The sequence below is a fragment of the Clostridium bornimense genome (genome assembly GCF_000577895.1).
Taxonomy (GTDB): domain Bacteria; phylum Bacillota; class Clostridia; order Clostridiales; family Clostridiaceae; genus Clostridium_AN; species Clostridium_AN bornimense.
Genome location: NZ_HG917869.1, coordinates 38,493 through 55,059, shown reverse-complemented (window position 1 = coordinate 55,059; position 16,567 = coordinate 38,493). Strand labels below are relative to the sequence as shown.

The 16,567-nt window shown below is 29.9% G+C and carries 18 protein-coding genes; 7 read left to right on the top strand and 11 right to left on the bottom strand.

Annotated elements, in window-relative coordinates:
* Window positions 1–78: 78 nt before the first annotated feature.
* The 3 genes from CM240_RS13615 to CM240_RS13605 form a co-directional block, all read right to left on the bottom strand.
* Entirely contained in the window at window positions 79–1,812 is a 1,734-nt protein-coding gene (locus CM240_RS13615; RefSeq protein WP_044040067.1) for an ABC transporter ATP-binding protein, read from the bottom strand.
* Window positions 1,805–3,583, bottom strand: coding sequence for an ABC transporter ATP-binding protein (locus CM240_RS13610; protein WP_044040066.1), 1,779 nt, complete (start codon window positions 3,581–3,583; stop codon window positions 1,805–1,807). Before CM240_RS13610 ends, CM240_RS13615 begins: the two co-directional genes overlap by 8 nt.
* 228 nt (window positions 3,584–3,811) lie before the next feature.
* Window positions 3,812–4,774: a helix-turn-helix domain-containing protein gene (locus tag CM240_RS13605; protein WP_044040063.1), complete on the bottom strand. Its 963-nt coding sequence runs from the start codon at window positions 4,772–4,774 to the stop codon at window positions 3,812–3,814.
* Window positions 4,775–4,901: 127 nt separating this feature from the next.
* On the opposite strand from CM240_RS13605, the gene CM240_RS18225 reads away from it, so the two are divergent.
* Window positions 4,902–5,186 carry a VanZ family protein gene (locus tag CM240_RS18225; protein ID WP_084485518.1) on the top strand — a complete coding sequence of 95 codons (285 nt, stop codon included), beginning with the start codon at window positions 4,902–4,904 and terminating at the stop codon, window positions 5,184–5,186.
* 64 nt (window positions 5,187–5,250) lie between these two features.
* On the opposite strand, the gene CM240_RS13600 is transcribed toward CM240_RS18225, so the two are convergent.
* Together CM240_RS13600 and CM240_RS13595 are read right to left on the bottom strand one after the other, a co-directional pair.
* Window positions 5,251–5,640, bottom strand: a complete 390-nt coding sequence (locus tag CM240_RS13600; protein WP_044040061.1) for an ACT domain-containing protein — start codon at window positions 5,638–5,640, stop codon at window positions 5,251–5,253.
* Window positions 5,641–5,701: 61 nt separating this feature from the next.
* Complete coding sequence (locus CM240_RS13595; RefSeq protein ID WP_044040059.1) at window positions 5,702–6,199, bottom strand: P-loop NTPase family protein; 498 nt, start codon at window positions 6,197–6,199, stop codon at window positions 5,702–5,704.
* A gap of 129 nt (window positions 6,200–6,328) precedes the next feature.
* On the opposite strand from CM240_RS13595, the gene CM240_RS13590 reads away from it, so the two are divergent.
* From CM240_RS13590 to CM240_RS13570, 5 genes are read left to right on the top strand one after another with little or no spacing between them, the layout of a single operon-like run.
* Window positions 6,329–6,901, top strand: a complete 573-nt coding sequence (locus tag CM240_RS13590) for an RNA polymerase sigma factor (protein ID WP_044040057.1) — start codon at window positions 6,329–6,331, stop codon at window positions 6,899–6,901.
* On the top strand, window positions 6,876–7,649 hold the full coding sequence (locus CM240_RS13585; RefSeq protein ID WP_044040056.1) for a hypothetical protein: 774 nt from the start codon (window positions 6,876–6,878) through the stop codon (window positions 7,647–7,649). The genes CM240_RS13590 and CM240_RS13585 overlap by 26 nt, the downstream gene beginning before the upstream one ends.
* Window positions 7,640–8,527, top strand: a complete 888-nt coding sequence (locus CM240_RS13580) for an ABC transporter ATP-binding protein (protein ID WP_044040054.1) — start codon at window positions 7,640–7,642, stop codon at window positions 8,525–8,527. Before CM240_RS13585 ends, CM240_RS13580 begins: the two co-directional genes overlap by 10 nt.
* Window positions 8,511–9,650 (top strand): ABC transporter permease, encoded by a 1,140-nt coding sequence (locus CM240_RS13575; RefSeq protein ID WP_044040052.1) that lies wholly within the window; start codon window positions 8,511–8,513, stop codon window positions 9,648–9,650. Before CM240_RS13580 ends, CM240_RS13575 begins: the two co-directional genes overlap by 17 nt.
* The gene (locus CM240_RS13570; protein ID WP_044040051.1) at window positions 9,644–10,780 is read left to right on the top strand and encodes an ABC-2 transporter permease; all 1,137 of its coding nucleotides are present in this window, start codon (window positions 9,644–9,646) and stop codon (window positions 10,778–10,780) included. Before CM240_RS13575 ends, CM240_RS13570 begins: the two co-directional genes overlap by 7 nt.
* Window positions 10,781–10,945: 165 nt before the next feature.
* Here the strand turns inward: CM240_RS13570 and sdaAA are convergent, their stop codons facing one another.
* From sdaAA to CM240_RS13550, 3 genes are all read right to left on the bottom strand, one after another.
* Window positions 10,946–11,851 (bottom strand): L-serine ammonia-lyase, iron-sulfur-dependent, subunit alpha, encoded by a 906-nt coding sequence (gene sdaAA / locus CM240_RS13565; RefSeq protein ID WP_044040049.1) that lies wholly within the window; start codon window positions 11,849–11,851, stop codon window positions 10,946–10,948.
* Between the two features lie 48 nt (window positions 11,852–11,899).
* A complete protein-coding gene (gene sdaAB, locus CM240_RS13560) occupies window positions 11,900–12,559 on the bottom strand; it encodes an L-serine ammonia-lyase, iron-sulfur-dependent subunit beta (RefSeq protein WP_044040048.1) in 660 nt (219 codons plus the stop codon).
* Window positions 12,560–13,043: 484 nt separating this feature from the next.
* Window positions 13,044–13,715: a manganese catalase family protein gene (locus CM240_RS13550; protein WP_044040046.1), complete on the bottom strand. Its 672-nt coding sequence runs from the start codon at window positions 13,713–13,715 to the stop codon at window positions 13,044–13,046.
* A 222-nt stretch (window positions 13,716–13,937) separates the two neighbouring features.
* Between CM240_RS13550 and CM240_RS13545 the strand changes: the two genes are divergently transcribed.
* Window positions 13,938–14,345 (top strand): hypothetical protein, encoded by a 408-nt coding sequence (locus tag CM240_RS13545; RefSeq protein WP_044040045.1) that lies wholly within the window; start codon window positions 13,938–13,940, stop codon window positions 14,343–14,345.
* Between the two features lie 85 nt (window positions 14,346–14,430).
* Here CM240_RS13545 and CM240_RS13540 read toward each other — a convergent pair whose 3' ends face one another.
* The 3 genes from CM240_RS13540 to CM240_RS13530 form a co-directional block, all read right to left on the bottom strand.
* Window positions 14,431–15,270 (bottom strand): Rpn family recombination-promoting nuclease/putative transposase, encoded by an 840-nt coding sequence (locus tag CM240_RS13540; RefSeq protein WP_044040044.1) that lies wholly within the window; start codon window positions 15,268–15,270, stop codon window positions 14,431–14,433.
* A 101-nt stretch (window positions 15,271–15,371) separates the two neighbouring features.
* Window positions 15,372–15,548, bottom strand: a complete 177-nt coding sequence (locus CM240_RS17585) for a hypothetical protein (RefSeq protein ID WP_197537949.1) — start codon at window positions 15,546–15,548, stop codon at window positions 15,372–15,374.
* Between the two features lie 3 nt (window positions 15,549–15,551).
* Window positions 15,552–16,322, bottom strand: coding sequence for a GNAT family N-acetyltransferase (locus tag CM240_RS13530; protein WP_084485515.1), 771 nt, complete (start codon window positions 16,320–16,322; stop codon window positions 15,552–15,554).
* Window positions 16,323–16,567: the final 245 nt, after the last annotated feature.

Genomic DNA, 16,567 nt, shown 5'->3' with positions numbered 1-16,567 from the left:
TGGAATATTTCCTTCCAATACCTTTCTAGATATTTTTCTAACTACCATCGATAATAGTAACTTTTATTCTTATCTCACCTAATTCATCTTCCAGTTCCCAGATTCAGCCTGTAACATAACCATATTTCTATATATTCCATCCTCATTTATAAGCTTATCTGGTGTTCCTTGTTGTGCTACCACACCATCTTTAAGTACTACTATTTTATCTGCTGCTGCTACTGTACGCATACGATGTGCAATAATCATCACAGTTTTATCCTTGATCAACTTTGAAATTGATTCCTGAATCAATGTTTCATTGTCCACATCAAGAGACGCTGTAGCTTCATCCAAAAGAATAATAGGCGCATTTTTAAGAAATGCTCTAGCAATAGAAATCCTTTGACGCTCTCCCCCTGAAAGTTCTGAACCATTTTCACCAATCATCGTATTATATCTTTGTGGTAATTTCTCTACAAACTCATCACAATGAGCATATCTTGCAGCTTCCAACACTTCCTTATCTGTAGCATCCTTACGTCCAATACGAATATTTTCCATAACTGTATTGTTAAAAAGTGTAACATCCTGAAAAACAATTGAATAAAGAGATAACAATGTTTCCGGATCAATCTTGGAAATATCCATCCCTCCAACAGTAATTTTTCCTTTAGTAATATCCCAAAATCTCGTTGCAAGTCGAGATACAGTTGTTTTACCACCTCCAGATGGACCAATCAGTGCAGTTACTTCACCTTGCTTTGCAGTAAATGAAACATCAGAAAGTACTGTTTCCCTATCATCATAAGAAAAACCTACATTTTTAAATGTAATATCACATCCATTATTACAAAGTGACATAGCTCCTGATTGAACTGGATGCTCCAAAATCTCATTCATACGTTCACACTGAACCTTCGTTGAAATGATAGCTGCTAAATTTTGTAGAGACATTTGCATTGGATCATAAATCCTTGATACTACTAACAGAAACATAAAGAAAGTCAGTATATTAAGTGTTCCATTTTGCAGCAAAATTCCGCCTACAAGAGTAGTTGTAACAATTCCTAGCTTTAAAATCATCTGTGCAGAAGCTACAAAAACAGCGGTACCTAGTTCATTTACTATTGAATGTTTTTCCACTGCCTTGATTTTTCTATCAAGTCCATCAAGATATTCCTTTTCTGCATTGTTGGATTTTAAATCTCTTATCGTTTCAAGACATTCCTGAATACCATCAGCACAATCCATTTTTAATTTCATATGTCTTTTTCCAAGATTATATTGTACTTTTGATGATAATAACACGATAGCAACAGAAATTGGAAGTACCCAAAGAGAAGCAAGTGCCATTCTCCAGTCAAAAAAGAATAAACTAATGGCTATAATCACTGTTGAAATCAGAGATCCTATAAGTTCTGGAATCCAGTGTGATGAAGCTGTCTCCATAGTTGAACAATCTGCCATAATAGTACTAGTCAAATCAGAAAGATCCTTCTTACCAAAGAAAGACAATGGAAGTTTACGTAACTTTTCTGCAAGACTTATTCTTCGTACACCACTTTCTACATAAGTTGCAAGAAATGTTGCATTATATTGAAGATAAGTTGTGACTGCTATTAATAATAAACAAAGAATAGAACCAATAATATAAAAAGTAAATCGTCCTGATAAAGTTCCTTCATTCATAATGTCAGAAACAAGATTATATAACAAACCTACCGGAAACATCAGTGCAAGATTCGATATAACACAGCAACAAAATGCCTTTACCATATCCTTGGCACCTTTTTCCGAAAGTGCATATCTATGTTGTAATTTTTTAAGCATTTTTTTCACCTACTTTCCACTGTGCTACATGGTTATACTCATGCCACATATGCGCATACAAGCCTTTTCTTGAGACCAATTCATTATGCGTACCACTTTCAAATATACATCCATCCTTTAGTACATAAATACAATCTGCCGATGTGACTGTGGACAATCTATGTGCAATCATAATAACTGTCTTTCCCTTAGAAAGTTCTGCAAATGCCGCCTGAACTTTTACCTCATTGTCTGGATCCGCAAATGCCGTAGCTTCATCAAGAATCAAAATCGGTGCATTTTTCAGCATTGCTCTAGCAATGGAGATTCTCTGACACTCACCGCCAGAAAGGTAGGTTCCCCCTGTACCAATTACAGTATCTACACCATTTGGAAGTTTACTTAGGATATCATCACACTGTGCCTTATGAAGTGCTTCTAATACTTCTAGCCGTGAAGCATCCTTTTTTGCCATTCTTACATTTTCCAAAATAGAGTCCTTGATAAGTCTGCTATCCTGAAAAACAAAAGATACCGTATCCATCAGTTCTTCTTTCATAATTTCTCTTACATCGACACCACCAATACTGATACTTCCACTGTTAATATCAAAAAAACGTGTAATAACACTAGCTATAGTGGACTTTCCACTTCCTGATGGTCCTACCAATGCAATATGTTGGCCAGACTTAATTTTCATAGAAATATGATCTAGTGCATTTTTATCTGAATTAGGATAGCGGAATGTTACATCTTTCAAAGATACTGAATTATCAGTAGGATGCTTTATATAATCAGACTGCGCTAATGGTTTCATTTCCATCACACTATCAATACGTTTTAAAGCATCAGATACAATCATCTTATTTTCACTTGAATACATAATTTTATTCAATGTTATAGTAATGATTGGTGTAATAATAATATAAAAAAGTAGATTTAATAGAAATTCATCTGTAATTCCTCCCCTTGTAGTAATAACAAGTGAAACGGCAATTAATACTGTAAATACTGCATTTATTGCTGTCGTATAAAGTACCATTGGTATCCTAAGATTCTTTGTGTAGGCAATTGTCCATGTTTCATAGTTATCAATACTAGCCTTAAAGCGTTTAAAGGAAAATACAGATTGTCCAAATGTCTTTACTACAGGGATACCACGCACATATTCAACTGCCTCACTAGACATTTGAGCCAATGCATTCTGATACTCAGTCATTTTCTGCTGCATTTCTTTTCCTGTCATCATCGACATAATTACAAATGCAATAACTACTGGTATTAACGATAGTAATCCCAGGTGCCAATCGAATATCATAAGCAATGCAAGAAGTCCTATCGGTGTTACAATGGCACCTGCCTTGTCTGGCAACTGATGTGCGAGATAGGTTTCCGTATTGGCACTGCACTCATTAATGATTTTTCTTAACTCCCCACTTCCAATATCATCCATAAACCCAAGTGGCAATGTTACAATATGATGCATTGCACGAGAACGGATTTGTGCCTGTACATGAAATGCCGCAATATGTGAACACATTAATGCACCAATATAAATCGACATGGATACAATAGCAAATAATACTGCCATCCACCCATTATGAGACAGGCTCTGTGCCTTATTAAAGTCAGGATCAACCTGCAGAACCTCCCTAATAATCTTCCAAATATATATAAATGGAGCAAGTGCTAAAAGAGCACTAATTCCGGATAAAATCCAGGAAGTAATAGTAAGATATTTATATCTTCCTGCATATCCCAATAACTTTGACATATTTGATTGTCTTTTCAAGATTAATTCCTCCTCTGCCATAAATTAAGATAAATAATATATTATTTCCTTCTGTAACTATACTGTAATATATTATTTTCTTAGCTTCTACTCCACTAAATCAAACTTAGGCTCCATTTGGACACTGATATATCTGATTCTATCAACAAATACTTTTCCACTAGATTTACGTTCTAATCCACACAGACATTTTGAAAAAATAGTTTTACCGACTCCATAACTGCATTCTCACCCTTCATTTCGATACTGCTTCGGTGATACACCCATTACATCTCGAAATGCCTTAGCAAATTTACTGGCATTATGATATCCATATTGAGATGCAATATCCAAAATCGTTCTTTCTGTCGTTTTCAACAAAATAGCTGCCGTCTGCATTTTTTGTGTTCTTATATATGCATAGATAGATACTCCATAGACTCCCTTGAAGCAATTTTTAAGCTGTGTTTTAGAAACATGGAAAATATCAGATAAATATTCAATTGTAATGTGCTTTTCCATGTGAGTGGACAAAAATTCACATACCTGCTTTGCCAATGTTACTTGCGCCTGCGAATACATTTCCCTCCTTACTCCCATTTGCTTAAATTCAGTTCCTCCAAGAAATAAGAGAATCTCTAATACCTTTATCTTAAAATATCCTTTTCTAATTTTCTGTGGAAGACCATATAGTTCATGGAAAATATGCTCTAAATGTTTATTATTTCTTATAATAAAAGACTCAGACTCTCCACAAAACTTTTGAATAATCGAAGCAGGTTGTACATTAACATCATCAAGAATGCATGAAAGGCAATGTGGCGCTAAATCCGGATCTACAAGAACTGATACCCCATGATAATGACTAGTAGGAAAATACGAATCATTTCCTGTGTTTTTCTTTCGGTTAATAGACATATCTCCTGGAGTCAGATAAAAAAATTCGCCACCGACCTCACATTCAATTCTACCTTCACGACAATGATTGATTTCAAAAATATTACCCCCTATATGTTCTGACTCCATTCTGACAGAACATTTCTTTATATGCACATCATTATATATGATCTGAATCCCCGGAAAAACTTGATAACTTGTCATAATTACTTCCCCAGTTTCATTTGAAATCTGGTATACAACACAATCATCCTCCCGTGATAAAACTTGAATAACATCTATTTCAAGACATTCTTCTACTTTTGTCGAATTCATTTCAACCCTCTCTTTCTTAAATCATATAAATACCAAATAACAATTTTTTATCTTTTAAGAACTTTAATTTTTTATATTAGCTTATTAGTTAGTTATATAAAATTTAAATTAGTTTTAACTAACCTATATGGTAACATATTTTATTATTTTTTTAAATATTTTACTTTTACCTATATTATGGAAAAACTTAAAGATTTTAAAGAAATGTTTTTTCATTGGATTAATTACTTCTTTATCAATAGAAGTATTGCAACTTATAGAAAATATATTATTTTTAGGATTCAGATCAGTAGATATAGACGATGTGATTTTCAATGTCATCGGAATTATAATAGGATATTGTCTATTTGAAATTATTTGCAAATCTAAATTTAATTTTTTAATTAATAAATTTCAAATTAACAAAAAATGATTAAAGATAAAGGCATGGGATTTTTACGCCACTGCCTTTTCTTTTAAAACTAATTACATTAAATTTATATAATCACATTATAATAATCTTCATTTAGTACTTCTATAGCCTTTTTTATATTTTCATCTTTTATAAGAATATAGTCTGTCTCATATGTAGAAATAGCGAATATACTTATATCATTCTTAGCCATTAATCCACTTATCTTGGATAAAATCCCTACAAGGGAAAAATCTAATGGTCCTTCTACCTTTAATATTCTCCAGTTCCTTTCACATTTTATTTTCTCAGAAATATTTTCCTCTAAACATACAATAGATAACTCATCTTCTGTCTTCGTTATAGAAAAAAATTCTCCTTTAAATGCCCAGGATGGCACTGCTTCATCAGTGCTTAATCTACAAACTCCATATTTACCATCTAATAACTTCATGTTAAGTTTTTTGTTTTTCATTTTATCCCTCTTTTCCACCGCTTTGAAATTTGCTTTTATAAAAAATTATGTCATGTACATCTCAACTTCTTATATATTGAAAAATATCCTTTGCCCTTTTTACCTCTATAACTTTATTTTTATATGGTTCTAGAAAATCAATTATTTTAGGCAGTGTATTCTTTTTATAACTATCAGTCCATTTTATTAACTCAATTAAAGATTTTATTGTTTCTTTTTTACCTTTTTCAATACCCACCTTCCTTTTTAAAAATCTTAAGATAATTCTATACTTATATACAAATGATGAGACATTTAAAATAAATATATAATCTGCATCTCTAAAACTTTCCTTAAGCCAACTATAATATACACCCTCAATAATCCAATCTTCTTCTTCAAGAATATTTTCAAGTAGCTTTGTTCTTTTATCAATAGGCATCTTTACCCCATAATAATCTGAATTATTATCCCAAAAGATATTATCCAAATCAAAATGAAGAATATTGAACTCATTTGATAACATATCTGAAATATATGACTTTCCTGTACCACTTCCTCCAATAATATGTATCTTCATAAATTAACAACTCCTATAAGCATCGTATATCAATTATATTACATTTTTGTTGTATTATTAAATATAATGTGTTTTTTATAAAACCTTTTTATTGTTTCTTACGTTATATAAGTGAAAGGAGTTGAATCGATGGGACAATCAGATAATGAACTTATTAAAGAAATTATCTATGGAAACCAAGCTGCCATGGAACTATTAGTAAAAAGGCATTACTCTATGGTACATAGCTTTGTATATAGGCTTACTGGAGATTACAACCTATCCTATGATCTTACACAAGAAATATTTATTAAAATGATGAAAAGCCTAAATAGATATGATTGTAAAAAAGGTAATTTTAAATCATGGATATTAAAAATCTCCAGTAATCATTGCAGGGATTATTTTAGGACATCAATTTATAAACAAAGAAATGAATTTTCTGATATCAATGAAGTGGAAATAAAATCTGATGAAAATATTATTGATCTATTAGAAATAAAAGAAGATCGTATTCTTGTCAAATCTGCCATTGATAACTTACCTACATTGCAGAGAGAAGCAATTATACTTAAGTATTACCATGATCTTAAGATAAAAGAAATTAGTAATATTACTGGTGATATGGAAAACACCATCAAATCTAGACTATTTAGTGGAATAAAAAATTTAAAAAAGTATCTTGGAGGTGGAATTCATGAAAAAAATAGACATGCTAGATGATGATTATTTTGACAATGAAATATCAGAATTTTTAAATTCATATACTACTGAAAAAGTTCCCGAAGAAATGATTGATAGTACTATAGATTCACTAAGAAAATATATGCCTCCTAAGAAAACAAAAAGTGTAATGATAACCTTAATAAAAAATGAAGTAACCTATATTAATAAATCTTACTTTATTGCAGCTACAATATTTGTTGCTATATCATTAGCATTTTCCATGCAATACAATCTAAATCTATATAATACTTTAATGATTATATCCCCAGTACCAATGATTTTGGGAATGTTTCAAATAGTGAAAAGCACCCAGAATAATATGTGGGAGTTAGAAAAAAGTTTTAAATTCTCTTACAGCAATATCATTTTAGCACGACTTACTATAATTACATCTTTTTCAGCAATAATTAATATAGCATTATTTATTATATGCGGATATGGTACATCGGGATATATACTATGTAAAATGTTATTTTCAATAATAGTACCTATTTCTATAGTATCTTCTATAAATCTGTTACTATTAACAAAGCTAAATAATAATAGTTCAATTATAACTTCATTAATAGTATGGATTACTATAATTGGCTCTAGTAAAACTTTTATTATTCCTTACTTAGAAGCAGCAAAAGTTGTTTCATTGACAATTACAATAATAATATCACTGATGATATTTTCTTATTCACTTTACAAATTTTATTGTACAACTATTACTTTTGAAGGAGAGGAAATGTTATGGAATTAAGAATTGATTCAATTACAAAAGAATTTAAAGATAAAACTGCTGTAAATAACTTTACTACTACATTAGAAAATGGAATATATGGATTACTGGGTCCTAATGGTTCTGGAAAAACTACATTAATGAGAATGTTAGCTGATGTAGTAAAACCTACAAAAGGTGCTATCTATGTAGATGGTAAAGATAAAAATATATTAGATGATGACTATAGAGATTTAGTTGGATATCTCCCACAAGATATCGGTTTTTATAAAAACTTTACTGCTAAAAAATATTTAGATTATATCGCTGCATTAAAAGGTATTGATAAAAGAATTGCTAAAGAGAAAATTAATGAATTATTATCTTTCGTAAATTTGGAATCTGATAAAAATAGGAAAGTAGGGGGCTTCTCTGGTGGAATGTTACAAAGGCTTGGAATTGCTCAAGCATTACTAAATGATCCTAAAATTTTAATATTAGATGAGCCCACAGCAGGCTTAGACCCCAATGAAAGAATAAGATTTAAAAACCTTATAGCTAATATTTCTAAGGATAAAATTATAATTCTTTCCACTCATATCGTTTCAGATATTGAATTTATAGCTAATGAGATATTAATAATGAAAAATGGACAACTTATTGATAAAGAAAAGCCTTCTGATTTATTAGCAAAAATTAAAGGAAAAGTGTGGACAGCAAAAATCAATGATGAATTACTTTATGAAATAAACAACAAATATAAAATAGCTAGTATGATAAGAGAAGGTTCAGATATATTAGTAAGAATAGTTGGAGATGACAAGCCTTCTATCAATTGTAATATTGAAGAACCAAATCTAGAAGATGTATTCTTATACTACTTTAAGGAAGGAGCAAGTGATTATGATAGAATTAATTAAATTTGAACTTAGTAAAATTTTTCACAAAAAAATATTATATCTACTTGCTATACTTGTAGCAGTGTTTATAGTTTTGCCACAAATGATAACATATAATCAAATAAGAAAAGACTTTGGTGGAAAAGAAAATATGAAAACCTTAGCTTCTCAATTTGAAGGCGATAAATATACCGTATCACAATTTCAAAATGAAGTTAAAACTATAGAAAAAAAGAAAAAAAATAATGAGGAATTAACCAAAAGAGAAAATTTTATTGACTACTATATGCAATATAATTACCCAACAGAAAATGAACCTACTTATTTAGTAATGAATAAATACTATACCCATTCTGAAATCAAAGAAGAACTTTCAAAATTAGATAAAAATTCATATGAATACAATGCATTTGAAAAAGCCGATGAAATGATAAGTAAATTACCTAAATCTCAATATAAATATACAGGGGTTTGGTATCTTCTTCTCGATTTCAATGTTGCTGGTACTATGAAACTAATGCTATTAGTGCTTGGTCTTGCTGGAATTTTTTCTTCTGAATATTCTAGTAATATAGCTCCATTATTACTAAGTACTAAGAACGGCAAAAGAAAATTAACTATGTCAAAAATCTTAGCTGGAGTTATATATGCTACTGTAGTATTTATTTTTGTATCTTTACTCTACTTTATTCCATCGTTAACAATAGGATTAAAAAATGGTAACTTACCTTTAAATACTTTAGAAAAATTTTCAAGCACTCCATATGATATTACAATAATAGAATATTACTTATCTACTCTTGCAATAAGTTTTGTTGCTACAATTATATTTGCTCTTGCAATTATGCTCGTTTCTTTATTAATAAAAAGTAATATGATAAGTTTTGCAGTAAGCCTTGGACTTTATTTTGTACCTGCTCTTTTAGCAGGATTACCATTGCCAGAAATGATATTAAACATTATATGTGGATTAAGTTTTGCAGAACTAATAAGAGCTGCCTCTATTTTCGGAAAATTTATTACTTTCAACATATTTGGTAATGCAATGATTTATCCTTATATAGCTATAGTTGCCATGACTGTTTTACTTATAATATTGCCAATAGTAATATATAAATTGGGAAAGAGGCAAAGGTTATGTTAGATTTAATCAAATTTGAATTATACAAAATAATATCAAAACCGATAATAAAAGTTACAACAATAATTTTAATATTATATCTAATACTATTGCCAACAACAACTTATATCTCTAATAAAATTCACTACGGTAGCAACAATAACTTAAAGAAAATAGCTTTAAAATATGAAAACCCTAACTATACTGAAAAAGATTTATCAATTGATCTTGAAAGAATAGAATATAAAGAAAGTACTGACCTTACAAAAGAAGAGTATTTTCTAAATAATATTCTAAGAATTGATTATCCAGTACAAAGTAATATATATTACTCTATATCTAATGAAAGATATAGCTATGATGAAATTGTATCTAAAATTAAGTCACTAGAATCTGCTGGTGATACAAACACTTACAAATATAAAGATCTAAAAAAGGCTGAAAATATGCTAAGTAAATTAGATACACCCTCTTATAAATATATGGGGTCATGGAACTCTATTTGCTCAAATCTTCTAATGGGTGTAACGACATTAATAATGTTAATTTTAGGGCTATCCACAATTTTCAGTGAAGACTTTGAAAAAGATTGTGCACCAGTTCTATTAAGTACAAAGCTAAGCCGCTCAAAGTTTCCTAAAGCTAAAATAATAGCAGGGCTTATTTATAGTTTAATTGTATATATTGCAACAGTATTTCTCCTATTATTAAATGGAATAATTAATGGATTTGAAGGTGGTACACTAGCATTAAATCACTTATATAAATACTCACCATATGATATGACAGTAATAGAGATGTACTTAATTTCATTAGTATTACTTTTATTAGGTGTGATTATATTTAGTATAGTTATTATGATGTTATCGTTAATTACTAAAAATAGTATGATAACTCTTGCATTAAGTGTGCTGATCTACTCCATCCCAAAGCTATTAATATTAATAAATAGTTCCAATGAAATACTACGATTTATACGTTATATCAATGTTACAAATTTATTAGAATCACCTAACCTTTTCAAATTCTATGATACTATTAATTTCTTTGGCGAACCAATATTGGTTCCTATAATACTAGTACCTATAGCTATTATTATAGGAATTGGATGTACATTAATAATAAATTGGACAAGTAAAAAACAACATATTTAAGAATACGAAAGGTACTTCTTCATATTAATACCTATGAAGAAATACCTTTTACATTTTTCTAAGGAAATTTTCAAGCCTCACTCCATAATTTCTTCTACCATTCTTCTAAAACAGATAGTGGCAATAAACTTCTTTGCCTATTATTGAAGATGTCCCCAATATAATTTATTCGCTTTCTAGCCCTGCTTCCTTTGCAATCTTTATTGCTGTAGGTGTTACAGCTAATCCTCCAAGAGCTGTTTCTTTTAATGATGCATCCATTTTATCTCCAACTTCTCCCATGGCATCAATAACTTCATCTGGTGGTATCTTACTTTCAACTCCCGCTATTGCCATATCTGTACATGAAACAGCGTTGACTGTTCCAATAACATTTCTTTTTACACATGGAATTTCTACTAAACCAGCAACGGGATCACATACAAGACCTAATAATCCTTTAAGTGCTAATGCTGCAGCATTACAAATTTGTTTTGCATCTCCACCTTGAAGAAAAGTTAATGCTCCTGCAGCCATAGCTGATGCTGAGCCTATTTCAGCTTGACATCCGCCCTGAGCCCCACTAATAGAAGCTCTATCTGCTATAACTTGCCCAATAGCACCAGATACAAAAAGTGCCTTTACTATATCCTCTTTAGATGCTAACTTAGCTTCATAATATGGTATTAATACCGCTGGAATTACTCCACAAGATCCAGCTGTAGGTGCTGCTACAATTCTTCTCATGCAAGCATTAGATTCAGCCATTTTTAATGCTATTACCATAGCATCAGCCATAAAACTTCCACATAATGCTGGCTTTTTACCTTGCTTATTTAAATTTTCTTCTGATTCATTTTGATACTTTTCTAAAATACCTCCATCTGATCCTACTAATCCACTAGCTGACATACGCTCAATCTTGTAAGTATTAATAGTATGACACATAGCATCAAAAGTGTCTTCCATCTTATGGAAAGATTCCTCCATTGTTATTCCACGTTCTCTCATATCATCATAAAGCATATATTGCCAAAATTCTTTTCCTTCTTCTTCACACCAAATTAATATGTCGTTTAAAGATAGTGCCATATTATTACCTCCTCTTGTCTAATCCTATATATGAAAATATTTTTATCTTTACATACCATTAAAATAAGTTACTTTAATAATCCCATCGACATTTTCTAAAAATTCAACCACCTTATCTGGAATAGGTTGATCTGTTTCTAAAACCATAACAGCGTTTGCACCACGACGTTCACGATAAAGTTGCATAGTTGCTATATTTACAGAATACCGTGATAATGTAGAAGCCACCACCGCTACATGACCTGGTTCATCTAAATTATGAACAATTAATGTGTGAGTTTCCCCATTAAAATTTACATCAATACCATCTATCTTATTAACCATAATGCTACCACCGCCAACAGAAGATGATTGCACCTCTATCTCACGACCATTAGCACCCCTCAACTTAATCAATACTGTATTGGGATGAGCATTCTTTATTGTAGTTGTACCTATTGAAAATGAAAAACCTTGCTCTTTAGCTATTTCATAACTATCAGGTATACGTACATCATCTGGTTTCATACCAAGAAGACCCGCTACTATAGCTTTATTGGTTCCATGCCCTTCACCAGTCTTTGCAAATGAACCATGAAGAAGAATTTCTCCACAAACAGGTTCTTCTTTTAATAATGTCCTCGCCATTAAACCAATTCTCACTGCACCGGCAGTATGAGAACTACTTGGTCCTACCATAATTGGACCAATAATATTATATAAAGCCATTTTAAATACCTCCTACCACTTCAATATTATGTCTTTATTTTCTTTATTTCTCCAATTAATGATAATATTCCTTCTTGATTTATCAATTTTTATTATTTTACCCAATAAAAATGGTTTTTTGATAAATAAAACGATTACTTTTTGTTATTATCATCACCTTATAACTTATATATTAATAAATCGTTAATTTTAATGTTCCCCGCTTAAACACACCATATATTCATCATAATCATGAATATGTTCTTTAGAAATTCTATCAGTAAAACATGTCCAAAATGCCATTTGACTTCCATCCTTTGCAGTATAATAATACCCTTCAATATCTTCAGTGTTCTGCTGATTTTCTAAGACCTTATTAATATTTTTTCTATAATAAAGAAAGAAACTATATGCTATAAATTTGAATTTAAGATATAAAAATTGAGCTATCGCATACAAATTTCTATTCGTTAATGCGACAGCCCTTTTGAATACTATGTATCTCTTATCTTCTAGGATTTTCAAAAGAAGGTGGTGTTGGATTAGGAGCTTCATGAGATGGACCTGGAGTTGATAAATCGAAATATAGCTTAGAATCTTCAGTGACTCCAAAATCCTTATTTGATCCACTCTTTTGCACTTTATTTAGTGCTTCCCTAAATAAAGCATTATGAGCTTCTTCTCTATTAAGTAAAAAGTCAATAGTTGCTCTTACTTCTTTATCATCTATTTGTCTATAAAGATATTCATAAACAACCTTTGCCCTTTGTTCTGATGCAATATTAGATAATAAATCAGCAACTAAGTCTCCTGTAACAGTTACATAATCTGCTGTCCATGGTGCACCAGATGAATTTATTAAAACAGGAGATAGCCCACATTGAACATGTGTTTGAATTTCTCCATTATCTACCTTTTCATTATTTACATCATGACCATTTAATAAATTAATAGTTTGAGCCACCATTTCCATATGGCTTAATTCTTCTGCTCCAATATCTAAAAATAAGTCTTTTATTTCTGGATCTTTTATTCTAAAACTTTGAGAAATATACTGCATAGCAGCTTTAAGTTCACCATTTCCTCCCCCTAATTGCTCTTGCATTAATACAGCATATTGAGGATTTGGTCTTTCAACTTTAACCTCATGTAACAATTGTTTCTTGTGTTCAAACATCTCTATTTCCTCCTAATAATATATTTTCATCCAATATATTATTAGTATTTTATAAGTCTACTATTCATTAGTATATTACTTAAGCAATTCTATAGCAGATTATATCATTGACCTACACACGCATTTCATCTACATAATCTAGCAATATATAATTTAAGAAATAATACAACTTTATTTAAATATCGCATATATTAAATTAAAGATTTTTTTTGGGGGAGTCATTTGTCTGATACTACAGATTATATTGACCAATTCATAAAAAACATAGGTTTAAATTTAGCTGGCTTCGAGAAACTAGGTGCCGCACTATTATCACTAGGGTACCTTTATTACGTCAATTCTGCCCAAGTCGATACCTTAGAAGTATTAGGTATATCTAACGGAAACGAAACTCCTGAACAAATTATTGTTAATGGTCAAAGGCTTGTATTATTGGGGTATATAACACTCTACATTGTTTCAGTAAAAAGACTTGAAGAAAAGGAATTTCTAAATTCAGTAAGAGAATCAAATATTAATATAACCCCTTATGAAGCGGTTTCAATTTCATATTTGATAAGTGTTTTTGCAAATCTTCTTAGACTTGATGCCTTTATCCAAATTCAAAATGCAGAAAATGAGGAACAATAAAAAAATAATCTTAATCATTTTAATTATTGATTAAGATTATTTTTATAGTTCACTTTATACCTTTAATAACTTTATTTATAAAAGTTTATCTCAACTTTTTTATTACATCTATACTTAATCCTGTTTTAGTTGCAATTGTTTCATCATCTAGTATATCTAAAAGATTCTTTGCGATTTCTATGCTTTTTTGTTGAATTCCTTGCTGAATTCCTTTTTCTACCCCTTTTCTTTCAGCTTCATTTAGTGCACTTACCTTATCTTTTAGTATCTTAGCTCTCATTTCATATATTTCTCGCTGTTTTTCATCATTGCTCATGCGAACAAGTTCATCCTTTGCTTCTCTTATCTCTTCTATACTCATCTCAAGACTTCTAACTTTTTCACTTTCAGGATCTCTTAAAAATTCTGTCCATGCCATGAGCATGTCTTTTTCATCAGATTCATTTGAAAGCTTTGGAATCTCAATAAAGTGCATTTCTATTATATCTGTAAGTTCTTCATTAGTTTCTATTTCTTTAAGTCTATATCCTGTATGAAATTTTTCAGTCTTTAGATATTTAAAGTTAAGAATATTAATACATATTGTCCTATTCAATTTTGAATACTCTTCCCCTTCACCAAGCTGTTCCTCATACATCTTACTTAAATAATAAAGACTTCTTTGAATCATATTATATTCATTCTTTAACTGTATCTCTATATTAATTATTTCATTATTATTAGTTGTTGCTTTAACATCTAATCTTGAATATTTATCATCAATAAATTGCTTTTCTAAATCTGTACCTTTTATTTCAACACCTGTTATTTTATTTACTGGGTTTAATGTTGCATTTAAAAAAGATATTAATATTCTAGGATGCTTAGGTGATCCAAAGATATTTTTAAATACAAAATCTACTTTTGGGTCAAGTAATCCTCTCATTTTATCCACCTCATACTTTTTATTATCTAGATTATATCCTATTATTCTATTTCTATAAATATTTTTTCTATAATAAAAAGCTAGTACAAGTGTACTAACTTCTAAATTAATTTTTGGAATTCTATTTCATGCTTTATAGGTATACCATAATTACCAATCAGTGGAATTATAGGCTTCAACTTTCGTGATTCTTCAATAGCATTATGGTATATTTTAATCATATCAAAACCACGTTTTTGATAAAATTTTATTGCATTTATGTTATCATTATAATACATAATTTATAAATACCCCCATATTTCATATGCATTATAAGTATGACTATAATGATATCCTAGTTTTTCTGCTAACGCTAATGACCATTTATTTTGAGCATCCCAACTAGGGTATAAATTTCTCTTTAAACATTCCAATATTAATTTTGCTCCACAAATATAAGCAAGTCCTTTTCTTCTATATTTCTCATTTGTATCAATTTCTATTTCAATTCCACCTTCATATCTTGAGTATGACGATGCTCCCGAAACTAATTCTCCATCCTTTAGTATAGCAACACCTAATCCATAATTATAATAAAAATTATAATCTTCATATTGAGATACTAAATCTTTGCACCAGTTTTGCTCTCTACATTTATAATAAATATCTTCATCTATTAATTTCATTTCATAATCCTGCGGTAATGTATCTACTATTTGCTCTAACTTCTTTTTATCAAATATATTAGGTTCTTTTTTAGTAGCATAGCGACATACTTTTTTAGCTTTATCTTTATAACATTGCTCAATGCATTCTCCCCAACTATCATTTGTAGGAACCATGATTATAAAATCCTGTTTACATCTCTCAGGTTTATATAAAACTATTTCTTCTTTTGGTTCTCCAGCAAAGAAAATAAAATCTCCAAGTATAGCCATTGATGAAGTTGGATTTTTATCATTCTCCACATAAATTTCTCCCATAACTCCCTGTAAGCATGACCAAACAATAGTATCTTCACAATCATTAAAAATATGTTCAACATACTTTGTATTCTCAACTTTTTTTACCACTATTTATCACCCCTTTATATCTCATGTACTTACTTGTAAACAGAATTATTTTCATTTCTACCTATTATAATACTTAAAATTTCAATACTATAACAATAATTTACATGTTAATTTTAAATCATTTTTACTATTACATAAAATATAATAACAAATTTTGTTTATTAATTCATCTGATGTTTGTAAGTAGACTTTATCTATAAAATTTAATAAAAATAACAGCTAGTACAAGTGTAGTAACTTTTTCA